Consider the following 22,555-nt stretch of genomic DNA (forward strand, 5'->3'; position numbering starts at 1 on the left):
GGGCGATGCTACAAGCGAAGCGGCATCACCCCCCAAGAACAGAAGGAGACCACCGACCATGCCCGCTTTCGAGACCGTCCTGATCGACAAGGACCCGCAGCACCCGCGCATCGCGCGCCTCGTGCTCAACCGCCCCGAGAAGCTCAATGCCATCGGTGACAGCACGCCGACCGACATCCGCCGCGCGGTCGAATGGGCCGAGGCCGACGACGAGGTGCATGTGATCGTGGTCGAGGGGGCGGGCCGCGCCTTCTGCGCCGGCTACGACCTGGGCGACTATGCCGAAGGCCACGGCCGCGAAGGCCAGGGCGACCATCCCTGCCGGCAGGAGAAAACGCCGTGGGACCCGATGCTCGACTACGCCGCCATGAAGCGCAACACCGAAGACTTCATGTCGCTGTGGCGCTGCCGCAAGCCGACCATCGCCAAGGTGCACGGCTACGCGGTGGCCGGCGGCAGCGACATCGCGCTGTGCTGCGACCTGCTCACCATGGCCGACGACGCGCGCATCGGCTACATGCCCACGCGCGTGTGGGGTTGCCCGACCACCGCGATGTGGACCTACCGCCTCGGCGCATTGCGCGCCAAGCAGCTCATGTTCACCGGCGACACCATCACCGGCACGCAGGCGGCCGACTGGGGCCTGGCCAACTTCGCGGTGCCCGCGGCGCAGCTCGATGAGGCCACGCTGGCGCTCGCGCAGCGCATCGCGGGCGTGCCCAGTTCGCACCTCATGATGCACAAGATGGTCGTCAACCAGGTCTGGCACTCGATGGGGCTGGAGCAGACCCAGATGTTCGCCACCGTGTTCGACGGCATCACGCGCCACAACCCCGAAGGCATGTGGTTCCGTCGCCAGGCCGAGGCCGAAGGCTTCAAGAGCGCGGTGCAGTGGCGCGACAGCGGCCGGCCGATTCCCGAAGGCGACGAGGCGAGGGCGCGCATCGCCGAGCTCGAGGCGAAGCTGGCTGCGCGTGGCTGAGCAAGGCTGATCGCGCGGTGGCTCAGCCGCCCTTGCGGCGCTTCACCACCACCGTGGCCTCGAGGCCTTCGTAGGCCTCGGCGTCGCCGTACCAGCTGCCCGAGATGGGCGCCGCCAGCGCGGGGTCGCGCGCCACGCCCACGCGGATCAACTGGCCGCTGCCCATGAGGTTGTTGGTGGGGTCGAAGGCCAGCCAGCCCGCGCCCGGCAGGTAGGCCTGCAGCCACGCGTGCGTGCTGCCGGCGCCGGTGACCGATTCGCCGGGCGCCTGCCCGGTGGCGTCGTTGTCCAGCGACGCGTCGTAGAGGTAGCCCGAGACGAAGCGCGTCGCGATACCGAGGCGGCGCGTGGCTTCCATCATCAGCAGCGCGTAGTCGCGGCAGCTGCCGCTGCCCAGCGCCAGCGTCTCCAGCGGCGTCTGCGTGCCTTCCTCGTCGCGCGCCTTGTATTCGAAGCTCTGGCCGATGTGCGCGTTCATGCGCGTGAGCACGTCGCGCGTGCTGTTGGGCTGGTCGGTGTGCAGGAACTGGTGCGCCCAGCGGATCAACGTGCCGTTGGCGTCGTCGTTGTGGTGCGGGCGCAGGTAGTGCTCCAGGTCCAGGCGCTCCTGCACCGAATAGGCAAAGGGCAGGAACTCGGCCGACGGGTCGAGCGTGAGCAGGTCGCGCTGCGACGGCGGCACGTGCTCGATGGTGAAGGAGCACACGATGCGCAGCTCGGTCGCCTCGCCAAGCGGCTGCACCAGCGCGACGGAGTTGGAGTACGGGTCTTGAATGAGCCGCGTGAGGGCCTGCGGGCTCACCTGCAGGTCGGTGGCGAGCACCCGCAGGTCGTGGCTGTCGCGCGGACGGAACATCACGCGGTGCAAGCCGAAGGTCACCGGCTTGTTGTAGCGGTAGACGGTGGTGTGGGTGATGTCGTACTGGATGGCCATGGCGCGCATTGTGCGGTGCGCGCGTGACCTCGGGTGACGGGAAACCCAGAACGCGCCGATTCAGTCCGATCCGGGCCAGAGCCGCTGCGTGCCCAGCGCCTTGGCGAGCGTCGCGGGCAAGGGCAGCGGCTCGCCATGCCACTGCGCCGCCAACAGCTCGGCGCACAGGGTGGCAAAGCTCAGGCCGCGCGAGCCCAGCGCGGTGCAGGCCCAGAGGCTGTCGTCGGCGCCCGGGGCCAGCGGGCCGACCAGCGGCCGGCGGTCGCCCGAGGCGCAGCGCACGCCGACCCAGGCGTGGGTGTCTCCACGTTCGAAGGCGGGCGCCAGCGCCGCGGCGGCACTGGGGTGCAGGCGCGCGAGCCGTTCGCGGTTGGCGAGGCTGTCTGCGTCGGTGGGGGCGAGATCGGTGCTGTCGCGGTCGAAGGTGGCGCCGATCAGCCACAGCGGCTGCGGCGCCTGGCCGTCGGGCACGCCGGCGATCAGGTGGCCGTCGCCGTTGATGGGGGTGACGGGCAGGGCGGCGGGGTCTGCGCGGCCCCAGGCGACCTGGCCGCGCACGGGTTGCAGTGGCAGATCGGGTGCGAAGTGGTGCGATGCGAAGCCCGCGGCCACGACCACGCGGTCGGCTTCGGCGAGCAAGGCGCCGGCGTCGTCGAACAGCTGCCAACCGCCGTCCGTGCGTGCGAGGCGCGCCACGTGGCAGTTGCCCCGGAATTCGACGCCCGGTCGGCCCAGCCACGCGGAGATCAGCCGGTGCGGCCGCACCCAGGCCGCGCGCGCATGCCAGAGCGCAGGCGTGTCGGGCGGCAGGCCGGCTGCTGCGAGCTGGTCGGGCTGTGCGGGCCAGGATTCGTTCGGGCCCTGAGCGCTCCAGCCGGGCGGCACGCGCACGTCGCCGTCGGGCCGGCGTTCGAGCGAGCCGTGAGCGCCCCAATCGCGGCCGGCGTCGAGCCGCAGCGCCAGTTCGGTCCAGGTGGCGCGGATGCCGGCGCGCGTGAGCCGCGACAGCAAGGCGTCGTCGGACGACACATGCGGCGCAAGCAGCCCGACCGGCAGGCCCGAGGCGCCCGAGGCCGGCGTGTCGGCCGCATCGAGCACCGTGACCCGCCAGCCGCGCCGCGCAAGGCTGGCCGCGACCGCTGCGCCCGCGAGCCCAGCGCCGATCACCACGCAATGGCCCGGCGCGTCGACGCCTTCGCGCACCGGCTGGCGGCGCCGGACGGTCCAGGCGGGCGCGAACACGCCGCGCAGGCTGCCGGGGCGCGGGTCGAGCTGGAAGCCGTTCTGCGCCAGCGCATCGCGCACCCCGTCGTCGTCGGTGCGGGCCGCGAGGCCGGTGCCCTGGCGGGCGAAGCGCGACACCGCCTTGAGCGTGTCAGGTGAGGCCATCACCGCGCCGAAACTGTCGAGGAAGAGGCTGTCGGCCTCGAAGCGCTGAGCGCGGAGCATCGGCTGCAGCTCGCCCACGCACAACGTAAGCAGCACGCGGCCGTCGTCGAAGGCCAGCCGGTGGAAGCCCGGCAGCAGTCCGGCCCACTGGCGGGCCAGTTCCGCAGCGAGCGGCGCCAGCGCCGGATCGGCCGCAGCCGCGCGCAGCAGATCGCCGACCGGTGCCGGATGGGCGTCGACCGCGACGTAATGCAGCAGGCGCGGCCGGTGCGGGTCGGCGCGCCAGGCCTGCCAGGTTGTCAGGAAATGAAGGCCCGGCCCGAAGCCGGTTTCGAGAATCCGCCATTGCGGGCGCCCGGACCACGCGGCGGGCAGGCCGCAGCCGTCCAAAAACACACGGCGCGAAAGCGCCGGTGTGTCGTTGTCGAGGGGGGAGGTGTCGTCGCCGGAGCGCGCGCCGAGCGGGGTGCCGTCGGCGGCCACGCCGGACTCAGGCCGCGGGAGGGGGAACGTAGCCTTGCGCCACGTCGGCGCCTTCGCCGAAGAAGTGCTTTTCCATCTGGCGCGCCAGGTACTGGCGGGCGCGCAGGTCGGCCAGGTTCAGCCGGTTTTCATTGACCAGCATCGTTTGTTGCTTGAGCCAGGCGGCCCAGGCTTCCTTGCTGACGTTTTCCCACAGGCGCTTGCCCAGGTCGCCGGGGTACGGCGGAAAGTCGAGTCCTTCGGCCTCTTTGCCGAGCTTGATGCACTGAACCATGCGTGCCATTTGATTGCCTCTTGTGGGGGAAAGCGGTTGCTTAGTTGATTTGGCTATTAAGAACTGAAAACTTGGTCGTTCCAGTTCCTATATGTCGTATTCAGAATACGTGGCTTCATTGATATGCCTTTTTAAGAGCAAGACACCATGAGCCTTCGCCGCGACTTTATCAAGCTTTCCCTGGGTGCCGGCGTGGCCGGTGCCTTGGCCCTGTCGGCATTGCCGTCGTTTTCGCAGGGCGCGGCGGGGGCCAAGGGCCCCGTGACGCTGCTGAACGTGTCGTACGACCCGACCCGCGAGCTGTACGTGGACTACAACCAGGCCTTCGCCAAGTACTGGAAGGCCAAGACCGGCCAGGACGTGAGCGTCAAGCAGTCGCACGGCGGCTCGGGCAAGCAGGCCCGCTCGATCATCGACGGCATCGATTCCGACGTGGCCACGCTGGCGCTGGGCGGCGACATCGACGCCCTGGCGACGCATGGCGGCCTCGTCAAGGCCGACTGGCAAAAGCGCCTGCCGCACAACTCCGCCCCCTACACCTCGACCATCGTGTTCCTGGTGAAGAAGGGCAACCCCAAGGGCCTGAAGGACTGGGACGACCTGGTCAAGCCCGGCGTGCAGGTGATCACCCCCAACCCCAAGACCTCGGGCGGCGCCCGCTGGAACTACCTGGCCGCCTGGGAATTCGCCAAGCGCAAGTACGGCGGTGAAGCGAAGGCCAAGGAATTCGTCGGCAACCTGTACAAGAACGTGCCCGTGCTCGACACCGGCGCGCGCGGCTCGACCATCACCTTCGTGCAGCGCGGCGTGGGCGACGTGCTGCTGGCCTGGGAAAACGAAGCCTTCCTGGCGCTGAAGGAATTCGGCCCCGAGAAGTTCGAGATCGTCGTGCCGTCGATTTCCATCCTGGCCGAGCCCAGCGTGGCGGTGGTCGACAAGGTGGTCGACAAGAAGGGCACGCGCGCCGTGGCCGAGGAGTACCTGAAGTACCTGTACTCCGACGAAGGCCAGGACATCGCGGGCCGCAACTTCTACCGCCCGACCTCGGACAAGGCCAAGGCCAAGTACGACAAGCAGTTCCCCAAGCTCACGCTGGTGACCATCGACCAGGCCTTCGGCGGCTGGGCGAAGGCCGACAAGGAGCACTTTGCCGACGGCGGCTCCTTCGATCAAATTTACGCGCCCAAGCAGAAGTAAGCGCAGCCGTTCCGGATTCGATCGCTGGTGGCACCCCATGGGAGGGCGCCGGGGATCGCTTCGCCCTGAATTTCTCCTGAAGCCCAACGAAAGTTTCTCGTGTCCGTTCTCCTGATTGCCGGCAGCCCCTCGGCCCCGTCCCGCTCAACCGCCTTGCTCGACGCGGTGGGCGAGCGGCTGGCCCAACGCCATGCGCGCATCGAGCGGCTCGCGATCCGTGACCTGCCGGCGCAGGCGCTGCTGCTGGCCGAGTGGGCGCACCCGGCCATCGAGCGTGCCATTGCCCAGGTGGCGGCGGCCCGTGTGATCGTGGTGGCCACGCCGGTCTACAAGGCGGCCTACAGCGGCGTGCTGAAGGTCTTTCTCGACCTGCTCTCGCAGAACGCGCTCAAGGGCAAGACGGTGCTGCCGCTGGCCACCGGCGGCAGCCCGCACCACATGCTTGCGCTCGACTACGCACTGCGGCCCGTGCTGCAGTCGCTGTCGGCGCGCCACATCCTGCCGGGCGTCTACGCGAGCGATTCGCAGATCGCGTTGACGCCCGAGAACGCCTACCAGGTGCACCACGACCTGGCGGAGCGACTGAACGAGGCCGTCGAGGTGCTCGCGACCGAAGGCCTCAAGTTGCCAGCCACTCACGGCTTCGAGCCGGTGCCATTTTCCCGTGTGCGATGTAGCGTCTGACGACCGGGTTCCCCGCTGAACCCGGCCCCGGCCAGACCTTTTTCCGTTCCCCGTTTTTCGAAACCGCCTGCGCGCGGCCGGGGGATCGCTTTGCCTCACGTTTTTGCACCAAGGAATTCCGCATGAACCCCGTCGCTCCCGAAGACTCCGTGTTCGAAGTCGCGCCGCGCTCCTTCTGGCAGGCGCTGCGCGACCTGGCCATCAGCGCCGTCGTCGTCACCGCCATCGCGCTCATCGTGAGCTTCATCTCCGCCGCCTCGGCGCATGCGCAAGGCAAGCCCAAGGGCGAGCTGCGCATCGGCTACCAGAAGTCGGCCAGCCTGTTCGTGCTGCAGAAAGCGCAGGGCACGCTCGAGAAGAAGCTCTCGCCGCTGGGCTTCGGCGTGAAGTGGGTCGAGTTCCCGGCCGGCCCGCAGCTGCTCGAAGGGCTGAACGTGGGCGCGGTCGACGTGGGCTATGTCGGCGAGGCGCCGCCCATCTTCGCGCAGGCCGCGGGGGCGAAGTTCGTCTACTTCGGCTACGACCCGGCCGCGCCGCGCGCCGAGGCCATCCTGGTCACCAAGGATTCGCCCATCCGCTCCGTGGCCGACCTCAAGGGCAAGAAGGTCGCGCTCAACAAGGGCAGCAACGTGCACTACCTGCTCGTGAAGCAGCTCGAGAAAAACGGCCTGAAGCTCTCCGACATCCAGCCCGTGTACCTCGCACCCGCCGACGGCCGCGCCGCCTTCGAGAGCAAGAACGTCGATGCCTGGGTGATCTGGGACCCGTTCCAGGCCGCCGCCGAGAAAGCCACCGGCGCCCGCGTGCTGGCCGATGGCGCGCCGGACGTGGTCAAAAACTACCAGTACTACCTGGGTGAGCGCGGCTTCGTGAAGAAGCACCCGCAGGTGATCGATGCGCTGTTCGCCGATTCGGTGGAGCAGGGCATCTGGCTCAAGAAGAACCTGCGCCAGGCCGCCGAGCTGATCGCGCCACTGCAGGGCCTGCCCGTCGATGTGGTGGAACTGGCGCTGCGCCGCTACGAATTCAACGTGAAGCCGATCACCGCCGCCGTTGCGGCCGACCAGCAGCAGATCGCCGACACCTTCTTCGCGCTGAAGCTCATTCCCAAGCCCATCAAGGTCAGCGACGCGGTCGTCACGGCCCAGCCCTGAACAGATTCGAAGGACCCCATTCCATGACCCGCATTGCCATTCCCCGCCGTCGCCTGCTCCAGGGCGCGGCCGTCGCCCTCGCGCTGCCGTCGTCGTTCGCCGCCCTGGCGCAGAGCCCCGCGCGCCAGTTGCGCATCGGCCACCAGAAGGGCTACCTGAGCGTGCTCAAGGCCCGCGGCACGCTCGAGAAGCGGCTCGCGCCGTTGGGCGCCACCGTGAAGTGGACCGAGTTCACGGCCGGCCCGGTGCAGCTCGAGGCGCTGAACGTCGGCTCGATCGACTTCGGCGACGTCGGCGAAGCGCCGCCCATCTTCGCGCAGGCCGCCGGCGCGCCGCTGGCCTACGTGGGCGCCACGGTGCCGCGCCCGAAGACCGAGGCGGTGCTGGTGCCCAAGGGCTCGGCCATCCAGACCGTGGCCGACCTCAAGGGCAAGAAGATCGCGCTCAACAAGGGCTCGAACGTCCACTACTTCATCGTCAAGCTGTTCGAGAAGCATGGCCTGGCCTACAGCGACCTGAACCTGGTCTACCTGCCGCCGGCCGACGCGCGCGCCGCCTTCGAAAAAGGCTCGGTCGACGCCTGGGTGATCTGGGACCCGTTCCTGGCCGCCGCGCAGCAGTCGCTCGACGCGCGCATCCTGGCCGACGCCGTGGGCGTGGTCGGCAACCGCGCCTACTACTTCTCGTCGCTCGACTACGTGGCGAAGAACGCCGACGTGCTGGCCATCGCGATCGAAGAGGTCAACAAGATCGACCAGTGGGGCGCCGCCCACCGCAACGAACTGGCGACCGAGCTGTCGGCCATCTGGGGCCTGCCCAAGGCCGTGGCCGACCTGTCGCAGGGCCGCACCGCCTACGGCACGGGCCCGATCACCAAGGCCATCCTGGCCGAGCAGCAGCAGATCGCCGACACCTTCTTCGCGCTCAAGCTGATCCCCAGAAAGATCAACGTGCTCGAAGCCGCCGGCGCGGGGATCGCGTGATGGCCGCCGTGTTGTCGACTGCGCTGCACGAACGCGCCGGCCAGGTGCTGGCCATCACGGCGCGCGCCTGGGGCGTCGTGGCTGCGGCGCGCCGCCTTCCTTTCCTGCTTGCCGTCTGAACGGGCAAGCCAACGAACGATCGAGAGTTTCCGATGCAGATCTTCTGGTTCCTCCCCACGCACGGCGACAGCCGTTACCTCGGCACGAGCGAAGGCGCGCGCGCCGTCGACCTGCCGTACCTGCAGCAGATCGCCGGCGCGGCCGACCACCTCGGCTATGAAGGCGTGCTGATTCCCACCGGCCGCTCCTGCGAAGACCCGTGGGTGATCGCGTCCAGCCTGATCGGCGCGACGAAGAAGCTCAAGTTTCTGGTGGCGGTGCGCCCGGGCCTGCACCAGCCCAGCCTGGCCGCGCGCATGGCCGCGACCTTCGACCGGCTCTCGGGCGGGCGCCTGCTCGTGAACCTCGTCACCGGCGGCGACCAGGCCGAGCTGGAAGGCGACGGCGTGTACCTCGACCATGCGGCGCGCTACGAGCAGTCGGCCGAGTTCATCCGCATCTGGCGCGAGATCATCGCGCGCAGCCACGAGACCGGCACCTACGACTACGAAGGCAAGCACCTGAGCGTGAAGGGCGCGCGGCTGCTGTTCCCGCCGGTGCAGAAACCGTATCCGCCCGTGTGGTTCGGCGGCTCGTCGGCCGCAGCGCACGACCTCGCGGCCGAGCAGGTCGATGCCTACCTGACCTGGGGCGAGCCGCCCGCGGAAGTGTCGAAGAAGATCGCCGACGTGCGCGCCCGCGCCGAACGCCAGGGCCGCAGCGTGCAGTTCGGCATCCGCCTGCACGTGATCGTGCGCGAGACCGAAGACGCCGCCTGGAAAGCTGCCGAAGAACTCATCAGCCGTGTCGATGACGAGACCGTCGCGCGCGCCCAGGCCGCCTTTGCGCGCATGGACTCCGAAGGCCAGCGCCGCATGGCCGCGCTGCACGCCGGCGGCGCCAAGCGCGGGCGCGCCGACCTGGAGATTGCGCCCAACCTCTGGGCCGGCGTGGGCCTGGTGCGCGGTGGCGCGGGCACGGCGCTGGTCGGCGACGCCAAGACCGTGGCAGCGCGCATCGAGGAGTACGCGGCGCTGGGCATCGACAAGTTCATCTTCTCGGGCTACCCGCACCTCGAAGAGGCGTACCGCTTCGCCGAGCTGGTGTTCCCGCTGCTCTCGCGCAAGGCCAAGACGCAACTCGCGGGCGGCTCGTTGAGCGGCCCCTTCGGCGAAGTCGTCGCCAACCTCGACGCGCCTTCCCGACTCGTCTCGCAAAGCTGAGGACACGCATGACCGAACAAGTACAGGAACTGCCGGCGGTGGCGCCGGCATCGAACACAAGCGACGCAGGCAGCGCGCTGCGAGGCTTCGGCCTCAACGTCGCGAAGCGGCTCATCCCGTGGCTGGTGCCGGTGGGGCTGATCGTCGTCTGGCAGATCGCCTCGTCGCTGGGCTGGCTCTCGACGCGCGTGCTGCCGGCGCCGCTGGACGTGGTCAAGGCCGCGTGGTCGCTCACCGTGTCCGGCGAGCTCTGGACGCACGTGAAGGTCAGCGCGGGCCGTGCGCTCGCGGGGCTGGCCATCGGCGGCGGCGCGGGGCTGGCGCTGGGCCTGCTCACGGGCTCGGTGAAGTTCTTCGAGACGCTGCTCGACTCCACCATCCAGATGGTGCGCAACATCCCGGCGCTGGCACTCATTCCGCTGGTGATCCTGTGGTTCGGCATCGACGAATCGGCCAAGCTCTTCCTGATCTCGGTGTCGGTGTTCTTCCCGATCTACCTGAACACCTTCCACGGCATCCGCAACGTCGACCCGCAGCTCATCGAGATGGGCCGCACCTACGGCCTGTCGCGCTGGCAGCTGTACCGCGAGGTGATCCTGCCGGGCGCGCTGTCGTCGATCCTGGTGGGGCTGCGTTTCTCGCTGGGCCTGATGTGGGTGATTCTCATCGTGGCCGAGACCATCTCGGCGCAGGCCGGCATCGGCTACCTCACGATGAACGCCCGCGAGTTCCTGCAGACCGACATCGTGCTGGTGGGCATCCTGCTGTACGCGCTGCTCGGCAAGCTGGCCGACCTGTTCGCACGCGGCCTGGAGCAGTGGTGGCTGCGCTGGCACCCGGGCTACCAGAAGAAGCCGGCGAAATGAGGGCAGGGCACATGAACCACCTCATCAATCGACGTACCGCCATTGCGACGCTGGGTGCGCTCAGCGCAGGTGCCGTGCTGGCACAGCAGCAACGGCCCGCCACGGTGCGCTTCGGCTACCAGAAGTCGTCCACGCTGATCGCGCTCTTGAAAGTGCAGGGCACGCTCGAGAAGCAGCTCGCACCGCTCAATGTGACGCTGAGCTGGCACGAGTTCACCAGCGGCCTGCCGCTGCTCGAAGCGCTGAACCTCGACAACCTGGACATCAGCGCCGACGTGGCCGACACCGTGCCCGTGTTCGCCCAAGCGGCCGGCGCCGACCTGACCTTTCTGGCGCAGGAAGCCCCGTCGCCGGCCGCGCAGGCCATCGTCGTGCGCGACGATTCGCCGCTCAAGACCGTGGCCGATCTCAAGGGCAAGAAGGTCGGTTTCGCGAAAGCGGCCGGTGCGCACTACCTGCTGATCGCCGCACTCGAAAAAGCCGGCCTCTCGTTCAAGGACATCGAGCCCGCCTACCTGACGCCCGCCGACGGCCGCGCCGCCTTCGAGCGCGGCGCCATCGACGCCTGGGTGGTGTGGGACCCGTTCCTGGCCGCCGCCCAGCGCCAGTCGAAGGTGCGCATCCTGGCCGACGGCACGGGCATCGCGTCGTACCAGCGCTATTACCTGGCGAGCACCAAGTTCGCGAAGGCGCGGCCCGACGTGCTGCGCGTGGTCTACGCCGAGCTGGAGAAGACCGGCAAGTGGGTCAAGCAGAACCCGAAAGAGGCTGCTGCCTTGCTGGCGCCCGTGTGGGGGCTCGACGCCCCGACCATCGAGCAGGCCAACAGCCGCCGCAGCTACGCGGTGCGGCCCGTGGTGGCCGGCGGGCTGGCCGAACAGCAGCGCATCGCCGATGCCTTCTTCGCCGAGAAGCTGCTGCCCAGAAAAATCGATGCGCTGAAGGTGGCGCTGTTCAACCCCGGGGCCTGAATTCATGAGTGCCGTTCTCAAAGACATCCAACCCCAAGCCATCGCCGGTGGCGTGCGCCTCGAGGCGCGCGGCCTGCACAAGCGCTATGGCGCGCGCGAGGTGCTGCGCAACACGCAGTTGACCATCGAGCCGGGCCAGTTCATCGCCATCGTGGGGCGCAGCGGCTGCGGCAAGAGCACGCTGCTGCGGCTCATCGCGGGCCTCGAAGAAGCCACCTCTGGTGGTCTGTACACCGACGGCAAGGCCGTGAGCGGCCTGCACGACGACACGCGCATCATGTTCCAAGAGGCGCGCCTGTTGCCCTGGCGCCGCGTGCTCGACAACGTGACGCTGGGCCTGCCGAACGACGCCAAGGCGCGCGGCAAGGAAGTGCTGGCGCAGGTCGGCCTGGCCGACCGCGAGAACGAATGGCCGGCGCGCCTGTCGGGCGGGCAGCGCCAGCGCGTGGCCCTGGCGCGTGCGCTGGTGCACCACCCGCGCCTGCTGCTGCTCGACGAGCCGCTGGGCGCGCTCGACGCGCTCACGCGCATCGAGATGCACCGCCTCATCGAGAACCTGTGGCAGCGCCACCGCTTCACCGCGCTGCTGGTGACGCACGACGTGCAGGAAGCCGTGGCGTTGGCCGATCGCGTGATCCTCATCGAGGACGGCCGCATCGCGCTCGACGAGAACATCGCGCTGGCGCGCCCGCGCTCGCAGGGCGACCCGGCCTTTGCCGCGATCGAAAAACGAATCCTCGACCGGGTGCTGCAGAAGTCCGAAGAGACCGATGTGGAAAGCACCGATGCCAGCTGGCTCACGCCCCAGGCCCATGCCCTGCGCTGGGCGATCTGAGTCGTTTCATCCATTCCCCCTTTGAAAGGCAGTCGCATGTCGCAGAACTGGAAATTCGAAACCCTGTCGGTCCACGCCGGCTATTCGCCCGACCCGACCACCCGCGCCGTCGCGCCGCCGATCTACCAGACCGTGGCCTATGCCTTCGACAGCGCGCAGCACGGCGCCGACCTGTTCGACCTGAAGGTGCCGGGCAACATCTACACCCGCATCAACAACCCGACGCAGGACGTGCTGGAGCAGCGCGTGGCCGCGCTCGAAGGCGGCATCGCCGCGCTGGCGCTGGCCTCGGGCCAGACGGCCGTGACCTACGCGATCCAGACGATTGCCGAGGCCGGTGACAACATCATCAGCAGCACCGCGCTGTACGGCGGCACCTACAACCTGTTCGCGCACACGCTGCCGCAGTTCGGCATCACCACGCGCTTCGCGGACCACCGCGATCCGAGCAGTTTCGAGAAGCTGTTCGACGAGCGCACCAAGGCGGTGTTCGTCGAGTCGCTGGGCAACCCGGCGGGCAACGTGACCGACATCGCGGCCATCGCCGAAATCGCGCACCGCCACGGCGTGCCGCTCATCGTCGACAACACCGTGCCCTCGCCGTACCTGAGCCGGCCCATCGAGCATGGCGCCGACATCGTGGTGCACTCGCTCACCAAGTACCTGGGCGGCCACGGCACCAGCATCGGCGGCGCCATCGTCGATTCGGGCAAGTTCCCGTGGGCCGAGCACAAGCAGCGCTTCAAGCGCCTGAACGAGCCCGACGTGAGCTACCACGGCGTGGTCTACACCGAGGCGCTGGGCCCGGCCGCCTACATCGGCCGTGCGCGCGTGGTGCCGCTGCGGAACACGGGCGCGGCCATCTCGCCGTTCAACGCCTTCCTGATCCTGCAGGGCATCGAGACGCTGGCGCTGCGCATGGACCGCATCAGCAGCAACGCGCTGGCGGTGGCGCAGCACCTGAAGCAGAGCAAGGCCGTCAACTGGGTGAACTACGCCGCGCTCGAGGACCATGCCGACTACCCGCTGGCGAAGAAGTACTTCGGCGGCAAGTCCAGCGGCGTGCTGACCTTTGGCATCGGCGCCGGCCGCGAGGGCGGGGCGAAGTTCCTCGATGCGCTGAAGCTCTTCACGCGCCTCGTGAACATCGGCGACGTGCGCTCGCTGGCGACGCACCCCGCATCGACCACGCACCGGCAGCTGTCGCCCGCAGAACTGGCCCGGGCCGGCGTCACGGAAGACACCGTGCGCCTGTCGGTGGGCATCGAGCACATCGACGACCTGATTGCCGACCTCGACCAGGCGCTGGCCGCCGCATCGAACTGACACAGCGTTCCAAGAAATGACCACATTGCAAGCCATCCCCGACGCCGCGCTGGACCAGCTGTTCCGCAAGGCGCGCACCGTGCACGCCTTCAAGCCGGTGCCCGTGACCGACGCGCTGATCCACCAGCTCTACGACCTCGTGAAGTGGGGCCCGACCGCCTACAACGCCCAGCCCGCGCGCTACGTGTTCGTGCGCAGCGAAGAAGCCAAGGCGAAGCTGAAGCCGGCCGTGTCGGCGGGCAACACCGCGCAGACGCTGCAGGCCGGCGTGACGGTGATCGTGGCGCACGACACGCGCTTCTACGAGCACCTGCCCACGCAGTTCCCGGCCTACGACGCCAAACCCTTCTTCGAGAAGAGCGCCGACGCCGCGCAGGCCACGGCCTTTCGCAACAGCAGCCTGCAGGGCGCCTACCTGATCCTGGCGGCACGCGCGCTCGGGCTCGATGCGGGGCCGCAGTCGGGCTTCAACGCCGACCTCGTCGACAAGGCCTTCTTCCCCGACGGCCGCTATCGCGCGAACTTCCTCGTCAACCTCGGCGTGGCCGACCACGCCGGCACCTTCGAACGCGGCCCCCGGCTGGCGTTCGACGACGTGGCCGAGATCGTCTGACCGCCGGCCGTTTCATTCACAACCCCTGTCAACCCTGAAAGAGAAATCACCATGTCCATCCAAGCCATCAACGTCCGCAACCAGTTCAAGGGCAAGGTCCGCGAGATCATCCGCGGCGACGTCGTCTCCGAAGTCGATGTCGAAACCGCCTGGGGCATCGTCACCTCCGTCATCACCACGCGCTCGGTCGACGAGCTGCAGCTGAAGGTGGGTTCCGACGTGGTCGCCCTCGTGAAGTCGACCGAAGTTTCGATCGCCAAGCTCTGACGGACCCTCGGGCTTTGCGATTCCCCGGTGCTGTTTTGGTGCCGGGGTTTTTCGTTTCAGCGCTGCTGGTTCGGGGCGTGTGCGCAGGCCACCGGGTACTTCCCTCCGCGAATGTCCTCCGGCCTGCGGCCTCCCCCTTAATTTCGCTGCGGGAAGCACCCGGTGTCCTGCGCACGGGACGCGGCGGTGGTGTGCAGCCGATCAACGACTGCACTGAACACGCTCACGTCGATGGGGTGCCTTGCGCAGCGAAATCAAGGAGGAGCCCGAAGGGCGGGGGACATTCGCGGAGCAAGGTACCCCGTCGGCGTGAGCGCGCCCTGAAGCACCACCCATAGATCACAAGGTTGTTAAGAATCGACTTTTGAGTCGTTTGACCTTGGCCTTCGCACTCCTACAGTGGTGGTTATCGCCATCAAGGAAGATGGAATGACCAACGTACAACAGGAGCCGAACCGCATGTCCGTGGAAGTTGAAGATGTCATCGCCTTGCCGCCCGCTCTCGAACAGGCGCGCGCGCAAGCCATCGAAAAGAACTGGCCCTACGCCGGCGGCGTGACGCCCCCCGTGGCGTGGCAGCTGGTGCAGGACGGCCAGGCCCTGATCGTGGACGTGCGCTCCGGCGAAGAACGCAAGTTCGTCGGTCACGTGCCCGACAGCCTGCACGTGGCGTGGGCCACAGGCACCGCGCTCACCCGCAACCCGCGCTTCGTGCGAGAACTCGAAGCCAAGCTGGCGAAGGACGGCGGCAAGGAGGCCGTGGTGCTGCTGCTGTGCCGCAGCGGCAAGCGCTCGGCGCTGGCGGCCGAAGCCGCGGCCAAGGCCGGCTTCACGCAGGTATTCAACGTGCTCGAAGGCTTCGAGGGCGAGATCGATGCGCGGCAGCACCGGGGCGGTTCCGACGGCTGGCGCTTCCATGGCCTGCCTTGGGTGCAGGACTGAACCCCCATCGATAGAAACACACGGGAGGAAAACACACATGGCTCAATTCGAAGTGGGCGACATCGTGCGTGCACTGCACGAGGTGCGCGACGAGTGGCGCGATTCGCAGCGCCGTTCGCGCGAGCCCGGGGCGCGCGAGTTTCCGTCGCGCGATGCGCTGGCGCAGATCGTCGAATCGCTCAAGGGCGCGCTCTTTCCGATGCGGCTGGGTCCGCCGGACTTGCGCCACGAGAGCGAGGATTTCTACGTGGGCCACACGCTCGACGCCGCCTTGCAGGCGCTGCTGGTGCAGGCCCGGCTCGAGCTGAACTTCAACGCACGGCTGGCGCCGCGACCCGCGAGCGAGATCGACGCAGCGGCCACCGAAGCGGTGCGGCAGTTCGCGAACGCGCTGCCTGGTCTGCGCCGGCTGCTCGACAGCGACGTGCTCGCGGCCTACCAGGGCGACCCCGCGGCGCGCAGCGTCGACGAGGTGCTGCTGTGCTATCCGGGCGTGCTCGCGATGATCCATCACCGCCTCGCGCACCGGCTCTACGAGCTCGGCCTGCCGCTGCTCGCGCGCATCGTGGCCGAGCTGGCGCATGCGCAGACCGGCATCGACATCCACCCGGGCGCGACGATCGACGCGGGCTTCTTCATGGACCACGGCACGGGCGTCGTGATCGGCGAGACGGCCGTCATCGGCAAGCGCGTGCGGCTGTACCAGGCCGTCACGCTCGGTGCCAAGCGCTTCCCCACCGACGCCGAAGGCAACCTGCAGAAGGGTTTGCCGCGCCACCCGGTGGTGGAGGACGACGTGGTCATCTACGCGGGCGCCACCATCCTGGGCCGCGTAACGCTCGGCAAGGGCGCCGTCATCGGCGGCAACGTGTGGATCACCGACGACGTGAAGCCCGGTGCCAGCGTCACGCAGGCCAGCCTGCAGAACAACAGCGCACCGAAGGCGGGCAGCGTATGAAAGCCTTTGTCGAAGACTTCGGCGTCACCGTGCGCCAGTTGCGCGAAGGGCAGGGTTGGTCGCAGGAAGAGCTGGCCGAGCGTTCCGATCTGAACCGCTCGTACGTGGGCGAGATCGAGCGTGGGCGCGTGATCCCGTCGATCGTCACGGCGCAGAAGCTGGCCACCGCGCTGGGCATCAACATCGTCAACCTGCTCGCGCGTTGCGAGCAACTGGAGCAGTCGCGCCTTGCACGGCGGATCAACTTGGCGGCTATAGCCTGTTGAGGGGAAACCCGTGGTCGCCAGACACTGGCGATCACTTTTTCCTCAACCCACGGAGCCTTGATCCATGAGTGCAACAGTCGGTGGTACCACCGCCCTTGGCGACAACGCCGCCCGCCAGCTAGCCAACGCCACCAAGACCGTTCCCCAACTCGAGACCATCAGCCCGCGCTGGCTGACGCACCTGCTGCAATGGGTGCCGGTCGAAGCGGGCATCTACCGCGTCAACAAGGTCAAGAACCCCGAGTCGATCAAGGTCACCTGCACCTCGCGCGAAGAAGAGAACCAGCTGCCGCGCACCTTCGTCGACTACGAAGAGAACCCGCGCGAGCACTACCTGAATGCCGTGAGCACCGTGCTCGACGTGCACACCCGCATCTCCGACCTGTACAGCAGCCCGCACGACCAGATCAAGGAGCAGCTGCGCCTGACGATCGAGACGATCAAGGAGAACCAGGAGAGCGAGCTCATCAACAACCCCGACTACGGCCTGCTGGCCCAGGTGAGCGAAGAGCAGCGCATCTTCCCGCTGACCGGCGCGCCCACGCCCGACGACCTGGACGAGCTGCTGACCAAGGTGTGGAAGGAGCCCGCGTTCTTCCTCACGCACCCGCTGGCCATTGCCGCGTTCGGACGCGAAGCCACGCGCCGCGGCACGCCGCCGCCCACAGTGAGCCTGTTCGGTTCGCAGTTCATCACCTGGCGCGGCATTCCGCTGATTCCGTCGAACAAGGTGCCGGTGGCCGACGGCAAGAGCAAGATCCTGCTGCTGCGCGTGGGCGACAAGCGCCAGGGCGTGGTGGGCCTGTTCCAGCCGGGCCTGTCGGGCGAGCAGAGCCCGGGGCTGTCGGTGCGCTTCATGGGCATCAACAATCACGCGATCGCGTCGTACCTGATCTCGCTGTACTGCTCGCTCGCGGTGCTGACCACCGACGCGCTGGCCGTGCTCGACGACGTCGAGATCGGCAAGTACCACGACTATCCCGACACCTACAAGTAAGCCGCGGTGAGCAGCACACCCACGTTCCCGGGCGAGGCGCCGTTCGATCCGGCCGTTCTCGCGCGCATGGCCAGCGCCATGTTCTCCGCGCCGCCGGGCGCGCAGTTTCCCGCCAACATCGCACCGCCGGGCTCGCCGCTGGTGAGCCCCGCCGGCTTCGGGCCGAGCGTGCCGGGCACGCCGATCCCGCAGGGGCAGATTCCGGGCGCCAATGTGCTGCCGGCATCGCCCACGCAGTTGCCGTCGCTCGCGAACCGCGCGCCGGCCTTGCTGCCGCATGCGGTGGCGGGCAACGGCGTGCCGGACACCGTGCTGTCGGTGGCGCCGGCCTTCGAGCCGCGTTCGGGCGGCGTGGTGCAGGGCGTGCCGCAGCAGGTGGGGGCGCCTGCGTCGCCGCAGGCCGCCTCCGCATCGCCGTTCTACTTCCTGAACCACAGCTACGGACATCCGACGGCAGGCACCGCCAGCGATGGCTTTGCGATCCACGATCCGTTCGCGGGCCTTGCCGCGCCGACGGCGCAGCCCGCATTACCGCCGAGCCCACCTGCGGCACCGGCCGGACGCGACGCGCAGTTCTACTTCGTCGATGCGGTGCGCCTGCCCAGCGGCTTCGTCACGCCGGCCAAGCCCGATCCACGTGGCCCCGACGCAGTGCCGCAGGCCGGCAGCGGCCAACATCCGCCGTTCGACGTGCACGCCGTGCGCCGCGATTTCCCGATCCTGCAGGAGCGCGTGAACGGCAAGCAGCTCGTGTGGTTCGACAACGCCGCCACCACGCACAAGCCGCAGTCGGTCATCGACCGCATCGCGTACTTCTACGAGCACGAGAACTCGAACATCCATCGCGCGGCGCATGAACTCGCCGCGCGCGCGACCGATGCGTACGAAGGCGCGCGGGAGCGTGTGCGCAAGTTCATCAACGCCCCCGAAGTCGAAGAGGTGATCTTCGTGCGCGGCACCACCGAGGCCATCAACCTCGTGGCCAAGAGCTGGGGCGGCCAGCACGTGGGCGAGGGCGACGAGATCATCGTGTCGAACCTCGAGCATCACGCCAACATCGTGCCGTGGCAGCAGCTCGCCGCCGCCAAGGGCGCGAAGCTGCGTGTGATCCCGGTGGACGATTCGGGCCAGGTGCTGCTCGACGAGTATCGCAAGCTGCTCAACGACCGCACGAAGATCGTCGCGGTCACGCAGGTCTCGAACGCGCTGGGCACCGTGGTGCCGGTGAAGGAGATCGTCGAGCTGGCGCACCGCGCGGGTGCCAAGGCGCTGGTCGATGGCGCTCAGTCGGTCTCGCACATGCGGGTCGACGTGCAGGACATCGGCGCCGACTTCTTCGTGTTCTCCGGCCACAAGGTGTTCGGGCCGACCGGCATCGGCGTGGTGTGGGGCAAGCGCGAGGTGCTCGAAGACATGCCCCCGTGGCAGGGCGGCGGCAACATGATTGCCGACGTGACCTTCGAGAAGACCGTGTTCCAGCCGATCCCGAACAAGTTCGAGGCCGGCACCGGCAACATCGCCGATGCCGTGGGCCTGGGCGCGGCCATCGACTACGTGAACAAGGTCGGCATCGAGAACATCGCGCGCTACGAGCACGACCTGCTGGTGTACGGCATGGCGAAACTGGGCGCGATCCCCGGCGTGCGGCTGATCGGCACGGCGGCCGACAAGGCGAGCGTGATGTCCTTCGTGCTCGACGGCTACACCACCGAAGAGGTGGGCCACGCGCTCAACGACGAAGGCATCGCGGTGCGCACGGGCCACCACTGCGCGCAGCCGATCCTGCGGCGCTTCGGCGTCGAGACCACGGTGCGGCCGTCGCTGGCGTTTTACAACACCTTCGACGAGATCGACCGGCTGGTGACGGTGGTGCGGCGGCTCGCCGGCCAGCGGCGCACGCGCTGAGCCGGGTCAGGGCTTCGATGCCAGGTGCTGCCTGAAGAAGGCGAGCACCTTGGCATTGAAGTCGGCGTGGAAGGCGACGCGGTCGAAGCCGCCGGCATCGCTGCAGATCTCCGGCAAGGCCTTGGCCATGGCCGGCGCGCAGGGCGCCAGGAAGGCGAAGTGCGCGGTGTTCGCGGGCACGTACCAGGCGGGCGCGGAAGGCAGGTTGCGGCGAACCGCTTCGACGTCGTCCAGCGTCACCCCGTCGCCGCCGCGCGCGGAGGCCCAGAGCTGGACGGGCACCGTGACCTGCTTCAGCCCCTCGGCATCGAAAAAGCTCAACGGGTCGACGATCACTGCCGCCTTGATGCGCGCATCGCGCACCGGCGGCGCGGGCAGTTCCTTGCGCTGGATCTGGCCGCAGAACGGAATCTTCGATGCCGGCGTGCAAAAGCGCAGGCCGAGCTTGAAGTCGGGCACCGCGCCCGTCGCGACGAGGCCGGTGTAGCCGCCGCGCGAGAAGCCGAAGAAGCCGACCTGGTCGGCGGCGATCTTCGTGTGGCCGGGCCACGTCTTGAGCATGTGATCCGCCAGCCGGCGCATATCGACGGGCCGCGCGGCAAATGTCGAGAGATGGCCCCGGCGTTCCATGTCCTGGAAGTTGTCGTTCGGATGGCTGATGGCGGCGACCACGAAGCCCGCGTCGGCCAGCGCCGCCGCCGTGTCGTGGTGCCCGAGGAACGAGCCGCCCGAGCCGTGCGACATCAGCACCAGCGGCAGGCCCGTGCCGGCAATGGGGCAGTCCTTGGTGGCCGAAATGGCGATCAGGCCGAACGCGATCTCGCCGGGGGCTGCCTCGCAAGGCGTCCACACCGCGCCGCGCAAGGCCGGCCCGTCCTTGTCGGCCGGCACCTCGATGAAGCTGAAGCCCGCGGCATGGCTCCATGCGGCAGACACGCAGAGGGCGGCGAGCAGGGCAAGGCGATGCAGGGTCATGGTGCGCAAGGGGTAGGGGGCTGAACGGGTCGCCAGTGTGCCGCCTCCGGCCCCGCGCCGCCAGCCCGTTTTGCGTCGTGCGATGCGGGCGCGCTATGCTCTGTCGCTGTCCATCACGCTGCTTGTCTTCGCATGTCCCAGCCTCAGGTTTCTTCTTCCGGTGCTCCTTCTTCTGTCAGCGATTCCTGCGATGTGTTCGTGATCGGCGGCGGCCCCGCGGGTTCGACCGTCGCGGCGCTGCTGGCGCAGCAGGGGCGCAGGGTGGTGCTGGTCGAGAAAGAGCACCACCCGCGTTTTCACATCGGCGAATCGCTGCTGCCCGCGAACGTCGAGCTGTTCGACAAGCTCGGCGTGCGCGACCAGGTCGAGAAGATCGGCATGCCGAAGTTCGGCATCGAGTTCGTCTCGCCCGAGCACGAGCACCGCAGCTACGTGGAGTTCGCCGAAGGCTGGGACAAGTCGCTCGACTCCGCCTGGCAGGTGCGCCGCTCCGAGCTCGACGAGCTGCTGTTCCGCAACGCCGCCACGCGCGGCGCCCAGGCCTTCGAAGGCTGCAAGGTGCGCGACGTGGCCTTCGACGCCGACGGCGCCACCGTGCAGGCCGTGATGGACGACGGCGCCAAGCGCAGCTGGCGCGCGCGCTTCGTGGTCGACGCCACGGGCCGCGACACGCTGCTGGCCAACAAATTCCGCTGCAAGCAGAAGAACCCCGACCACAACAGCACCGCGCTGTTCGGTCACTTCACGAACGCCGAGCGGCTCGAGGGCAAGAAGGAAGGCAACATCAGCATCTGCTGGTTTCCGCACGGCTGGTTCTGGTTCATTCCGCTGGCCGACGGCACGACCAGCGTGGGCGCGGTGTGCTGGCCCTACTACCTGAAGACGCGCGAAAAATCGCTGAAGGAATTCTTCTACGACACCATCGCCCTGTGCCCGGTGCTGGCCGACCGCCTGAAGAACGCCACCCTGGTCGACGACGCCGTGCACGCCACGGGCAACTTCTCGTACTCGAGCACGCACGCCACCGGCGACAACTACCTGCTGCTGGGCGACGCTTTCACCTTCATCGACCCGATGTTCTCCTCGGGCGTGTACCTGGCGATGCACAGCGCCTTCGACGGCGCCGAACTGGTGGCCACCGCGCTCGACCAGCCGGCCGAGCTGGCCCGCGCCCGCGAAGGCTTCGAGGCCATGATGCGCAAGGGCCCGCGCGAGTACTCGTGGTTCATCTACCGCGTGACCAACCCGACCATCCGCGACATGTTCATGTACCCCGGCAACCCGTTCCGGGTGAAGGAGGCGCTGATGTCGCTGCTGGCCGGCGACATCTACAAGGGCACGCCGATGTGGGGCGCGCTGCGCATGTTCAAGGTGCTGTACTACGGCATCTCCCTCGCCAACTTCCGCCGCACCTGGGCGGGCTGGAAGCGTCACCGCTTCAACATCCGCGACATGGGGGCGTTGAAGGGGGAGACGATCCTCAAGTCGGACTAGGCGCGCCCAGAGGCGGGTTCGCGCCGCGGGGCTACCAGCCCGTCAGACCGGTACGGGCGGACGCCCACGCGGTGTTCGACGCGCGCAACGTCGCCACCGCATGCGCCACCCCCAGTTGCGGGCTGCTGAGCACATCGACCCCCAGGTCCGCCAGCAACCCCGTCACCGGCGCCATCGACGCCTGCGCCAGCACGATCACGTCGGTGCCGTCGGCCGCGGCGCGGATCGATTCGGCCAGCGTGGCCACGTAGCGCGCGGTATCGCCGGACTGGAAGTGCACCCAGGCATCGTCGACCAGCAGCGTGCTGGCGCGGATGCCGACGCCGGCTTGCCGCGCGGCTGAAAGCACGAGCGACAGGGTCGGGTCGATGGTGCTTTCGACGGCACCGACGATCAGCACGCGCGGGCCGTTGCGCACGGCGCGGTCGGCCATGGCGCGGTCGATGCGCAGGGCCGCAAAGGCGCCGCCGGTGGCGGTCTTTTCGGCGATGCCGCCGATGGTCGAGCAGGTGCACACGACGACGGAGGCGCCGTCCGAGGCGGCGTCGCGCATGGCCTCGTGGACGCGCGCCACCAGGCCGGCGTGGTCGACGCCCAGGGTGCGCGCATCGGCGAGCAGTTCTTCCATCACCAGGTGCTGCACGCGCAGCTCGGGCGCGATCTCGCGGGCCAGACTGCCGAAGGTCTGCACATGCACCTGCGCGGTATGGAGGAAGGCGAGCGTGTCGGCCATGAGCT

General features: G+C 68.5%; 23 protein-coding genes. 18 read left to right on the forward strand and 5 right to left on the reverse strand.

Annotation, left to right across the window (positions count from 1 at the left end):
- Positions 1-58: 58 nt before the first annotated feature.
- On the forward strand, positions 59-982 hold the full coding sequence (locus AC07O4_RS04530; protein ID WP_095948677.1) for a crotonase/enoyl-CoA hydratase family protein: 924 nt from the start codon (positions 59-61) through the stop codon (positions 980-982).
- Between the two features lie 22 nt (positions 983-1,004).
- Here AC07O4_RS04530 and AC07O4_RS04535 read toward each other — a convergent pair whose 3' ends face one another.
- From AC07O4_RS04535 to AC07O4_RS04545, 3 genes are read right to left on the reverse strand one after another with little or no spacing between them, the layout of a single operon-like run.
- Entirely contained in the window at positions 1,005-1,916 is a 912-nt protein-coding gene (locus AC07O4_RS04535; RefSeq protein WP_223301327.1) for a transglutaminase family protein, read from the reverse strand.
- A gap of 60 nt (positions 1,917-1,976) precedes the next feature.
- Positions 1,977-3,788, reverse strand: coding sequence for an FAD-dependent 5-carboxymethylaminomethyl-2-thiouridine(34) oxidoreductase MnmC1 (gene mnmC1 / locus AC07O4_RS04540; protein WP_495303862.1), 1,812 nt, complete (start codon positions 3,786-3,788; stop codon positions 1,977-1,979).
- A 7-nt stretch (positions 3,789-3,795) separates the two neighbouring features.
- Entirely contained in the window at positions 3,796-4,071 is a 276-nt protein-coding gene (locus tag AC07O4_RS04545; protein WP_013541095.1) for an oxidative damage protection protein, read from the reverse strand.
- 138 nt (positions 4,072-4,209) lie between these two features.
- On the opposite strand from AC07O4_RS04545, the gene AC07O4_RS04550 reads away from it, so the two are divergent.
- The 16 genes from AC07O4_RS04550 to AC07O4_RS04625 all read left to right on the forward strand — a co-directional run bounded on the left by AC07O4_RS04550 (position 4,210) and on the right by AC07O4_RS04625 (position 19,348).
- Positions 4,210-5,259 (forward strand): sulfate ABC transporter substrate-binding protein, encoded by a 1,050-nt coding sequence (locus AC07O4_RS04550; protein WP_095948675.1) that lies wholly within the window; start codon positions 4,210-4,212, stop codon positions 5,257-5,259.
- Between the two features lie 99 nt (positions 5,260-5,358).
- On the forward strand, positions 5,359-5,943 hold the full coding sequence (ssuE, locus tag AC07O4_RS04555) for an NADPH-dependent FMN reductase (RefSeq protein ID WP_070060842.1): 585 nt from the start codon (positions 5,359-5,361) through the stop codon (positions 5,941-5,943).
- Positions 5,944-6,065: 122 nt separating this feature from the next.
- Positions 6,066-7,097: a sulfonate ABC transporter substrate-binding protein gene (locus AC07O4_RS04560; RefSeq protein WP_495303863.1), complete on the forward strand. Its 1,032-nt coding sequence runs from the start codon at positions 6,066-6,068 to the stop codon at positions 7,095-7,097.
- 23 nt (positions 7,098-7,120) lie between these two features.
- Positions 7,121-8,080 carry a sulfonate ABC transporter substrate-binding protein gene (locus AC07O4_RS04565; protein WP_495303864.1) on the forward strand — a complete coding sequence of 320 codons (960 nt, stop codon included), beginning with the start codon at positions 7,121-7,123 and terminating at the stop codon, positions 8,078-8,080.
- Positions 8,081-8,232: 152 nt separating this feature from the next.
- Positions 8,233-9,402 (forward strand): FMNH2-dependent alkanesulfonate monooxygenase, encoded by a 1,170-nt coding sequence (gene ssuD / locus AC07O4_RS04570; protein ID WP_070060840.1) that lies wholly within the window; start codon positions 8,233-8,235, stop codon positions 9,400-9,402.
- Between the two features lie 8 nt (positions 9,403-9,410).
- Positions 9,411-10,268, forward strand: coding sequence for an aliphatic sulfonate ABC transporter permease SsuC (gene ssuC, locus AC07O4_RS04575; RefSeq protein WP_159271671.1), 858 nt, complete (start codon positions 9,411-9,413; stop codon positions 10,266-10,268).
- 11 nt (positions 10,269-10,279) lie between these two features.
- The gene (locus AC07O4_RS04580) at positions 10,280-11,239 is read left to right on the forward strand and encodes an aliphatic sulfonate ABC transporter substrate-binding protein (RefSeq protein WP_495303865.1); all 960 of its coding nucleotides are present in this window, start codon (positions 10,280-10,282) and stop codon (positions 11,237-11,239) included.
- A 4-nt stretch (positions 11,240-11,243) separates the two neighbouring features.
- Entirely contained in the window at positions 11,244-12,074 is an 831-nt protein-coding gene (locus AC07O4_RS04585; RefSeq protein WP_095745458.1) for an ATP-binding cassette domain-containing protein, read from the forward strand.
- A 36-nt stretch (positions 12,075-12,110) separates the two neighbouring features.
- On the forward strand, positions 12,111-13,400 hold the full coding sequence (locus AC07O4_RS04590) for an O-acetylhomoserine aminocarboxypropyltransferase/cysteine synthase family protein (protein WP_495303866.1): 1,290 nt from the start codon (positions 12,111-12,113) through the stop codon (positions 13,398-13,400).
- A gap of 16 nt (positions 13,401-13,416) precedes the next feature.
- Positions 13,417-14,013: a malonic semialdehyde reductase gene (locus AC07O4_RS04595; protein WP_062470026.1), complete on the forward strand. Its 597-nt coding sequence runs from the start codon at positions 13,417-13,419 to the stop codon at positions 14,011-14,013.
- Positions 14,014-14,064: 51 nt separating this feature from the next.
- Entirely contained in the window at positions 14,065-14,280 is a 216-nt protein-coding gene (locus AC07O4_RS04600; RefSeq protein WP_007829250.1) for a TOBE domain-containing protein, read from the forward strand.
- Between the two features lie 459 nt (positions 14,281-14,739).
- Positions 14,740-15,222: a rhodanese-like domain-containing protein gene (locus AC07O4_RS04605; protein ID WP_369632785.1), complete on the forward strand. Its 483-nt coding sequence runs from the start codon at positions 14,740-14,742 to the stop codon at positions 15,220-15,222.
- 37 nt (positions 15,223-15,259) lie between these two features.
- Positions 15,260-16,180, forward strand: coding sequence for a serine O-acetyltransferase EpsC (gene epsC / locus AC07O4_RS04610; protein WP_095745455.1), 921 nt, complete (start codon positions 15,260-15,262; stop codon positions 16,178-16,180).
- A complete protein-coding gene (locus tag AC07O4_RS04615) occupies positions 16,177-16,446 on the forward strand; it encodes a helix-turn-helix domain-containing protein (protein ID WP_062470032.1) in 270 nt (89 codons plus the stop codon). The genes epsC and AC07O4_RS04615 overlap by 4 nt, the downstream gene beginning before the upstream one ends.
- Before the next feature lie 64 nt (positions 16,447-16,510).
- Positions 16,511-17,443: a family 2A encapsulin nanocompartment shell protein gene (locus AC07O4_RS04620; RefSeq protein WP_042579703.1), complete on the forward strand. Its 933-nt coding sequence runs from the start codon at positions 16,511-16,513 to the stop codon at positions 17,441-17,443.
- Positions 17,444-17,509: 66 nt separating this feature from the next.
- A complete protein-coding gene (locus AC07O4_RS04625; RefSeq protein WP_495304024.1) occupies positions 17,510-19,348 on the forward strand; it encodes a family 2A encapsulin nanocompartment cargo protein cysteine desulfurase in 1,839 nt (612 codons plus the stop codon).
- A gap of 6 nt (positions 19,349-19,354) precedes the next feature.
- Here the strand turns inward: AC07O4_RS04625 and AC07O4_RS04630 are convergent, their stop codons facing one another.
- The gene (locus AC07O4_RS04630; protein WP_495303867.1) at positions 19,355-20,323 is read right to left on the reverse strand and encodes an alpha/beta hydrolase family protein; all 969 of its coding nucleotides are present in this window, start codon (positions 20,321-20,323) and stop codon (positions 19,355-19,357) included.
- A 132-nt stretch (positions 20,324-20,455) separates the two neighbouring features.
- Here AC07O4_RS04630 and AC07O4_RS04635 point away from each other — a divergent pair, with 132 nt between their 5' ends.
- Positions 20,456-21,817 (forward strand): NAD(P)/FAD-dependent oxidoreductase, encoded by a 1,362-nt coding sequence (locus tag AC07O4_RS04635; protein ID WP_493192200.1) that lies wholly within the window; start codon positions 20,456-20,458, stop codon positions 21,815-21,817.
- A gap of 31 nt (positions 21,818-21,848) precedes the next feature.
- Here AC07O4_RS04635 and AC07O4_RS04640 read toward each other — a convergent pair whose 3' ends face one another.
- Entirely contained in the window at positions 21,849-22,550 is a 702-nt protein-coding gene (locus AC07O4_RS04640) for an aspartate/glutamate racemase family protein (protein WP_495303868.1), read from the reverse strand.
- Positions 22,551-22,555: the final 5 nt, after the last annotated feature.

This window comes from Variovorax sp. GW821-FHT09D04 (assembly GCF_059416405.1).

Bases quoted from the DNA above. Each gene is read 5' to 3' on its own strand.
- AC07O4_RS04530 (WP_095948677.1), top strand. From the start codon at position 59: ATGCCCGCTTTCGAGACCGTCCTGATCGACAAGGACCCGCAGCACCCG.
- AC07O4_RS04535 (WP_223301327.1), bottom strand. From the start codon at position 1,916: ATGGCCATCCAGTACGACATCACCCACACCACCGTCTACCGCTACAAC.
- AC07O4_RS04545 (WP_013541095.1), bottom strand. From the start codon at position 4,071: ATGGCACGCATGGTTCAGTGCATCAAGCTCGGCAAAGAGGCCGAAGGA.
- AC07O4_RS04550 (WP_095948675.1), top strand. From the start codon at position 4,210: ATGAGCCTTCGCCGCGACTTTATCAAGCTTTCCCTGGGTGCCGGCGTG.
- AC07O4_RS04560 (WP_495303863.1), top strand. From the start codon at position 6,066: ATGAACCCCGTCGCTCCCGAAGACTCCGTGTTCGAAGTCGCGCCGCGC.
- AC07O4_RS04565 (WP_495303864.1), top strand. From the start codon at position 7,121: ATGACCCGCATTGCCATTCCCCGCCGTCGCCTGCTCCAGGGCGCGGCC.
- ssuD (WP_070060840.1), top strand. From the start codon at position 8,233: ATGCAGATCTTCTGGTTCCTCCCCACGCACGGCGACAGCCGTTACCTC.
- ssuC (WP_159271671.1), top strand. From the start codon at position 9,411: ATGACCGAACAAGTACAGGAACTGCCGGCGGTGGCGCCGGCATCGAAC.
- AC07O4_RS04580 (WP_495303865.1), top strand. From the start codon at position 10,280: ATGAACCACCTCATCAATCGACGTACCGCCATTGCGACGCTGGGTGCG.
- AC07O4_RS04585 (WP_095745458.1), top strand. From the start codon at position 11,244: ATGAGTGCCGTTCTCAAAGACATCCAACCCCAAGCCATCGCCGGTGGC.
- AC07O4_RS04590 (WP_495303866.1), top strand. From the start codon at position 12,111: ATGTCGCAGAACTGGAAATTCGAAACCCTGTCGGTCCACGCCGGCTAT.
- AC07O4_RS04595 (WP_062470026.1), top strand. From the start codon at position 13,417: ATGACCACATTGCAAGCCATCCCCGACGCCGCGCTGGACCAGCTGTTC.
- AC07O4_RS04600 (WP_007829250.1), top strand. From the start codon at position 14,065: ATGTCCATCCAAGCCATCAACGTCCGCAACCAGTTCAAGGGCAAGGTC.
- AC07O4_RS04605 (WP_369632785.1), top strand. From the start codon at position 14,740: ATGTCCGTGGAAGTTGAAGATGTCATCGCCTTGCCGCCCGCTCTCGAA.
- epsC (WP_095745455.1), top strand. From the start codon at position 15,260: ATGGCTCAATTCGAAGTGGGCGACATCGTGCGTGCACTGCACGAGGTG.
- AC07O4_RS04615 (WP_062470032.1), top strand. From the start codon at position 16,177: ATGAAAGCCTTTGTCGAAGACTTCGGCGTCACCGTGCGCCAGTTGCGC.
- AC07O4_RS04620 (WP_042579703.1), top strand. From the start codon at position 16,511: ATGAGTGCAACAGTCGGTGGTACCACCGCCCTTGGCGACAACGCCGCC.
- AC07O4_RS04625 (WP_495304024.1), top strand. From the start codon at position 17,510: ATGGCCAGCGCCATGTTCTCCGCGCCGCCGGGCGCGCAGTTTCCCGCC.
- AC07O4_RS04630 (WP_495303867.1), bottom strand. From the start codon at position 20,323: ATGACCCTGCATCGCCTTGCCCTGCTCGCCGCCCTCTGCGTGTCTGCC.
- AC07O4_RS04635 (WP_493192200.1), top strand. From the start codon at position 20,456: ATGTCCCAGCCTCAGGTTTCTTCTTCCGGTGCTCCTTCTTCTGTCAGC.
- AC07O4_RS04640 (WP_495303868.1), bottom strand. From the start codon at position 22,550: ATGGCCGACACGCTCGCCTTCCTCCATACCGCGCAGGTGCATGTGCAG.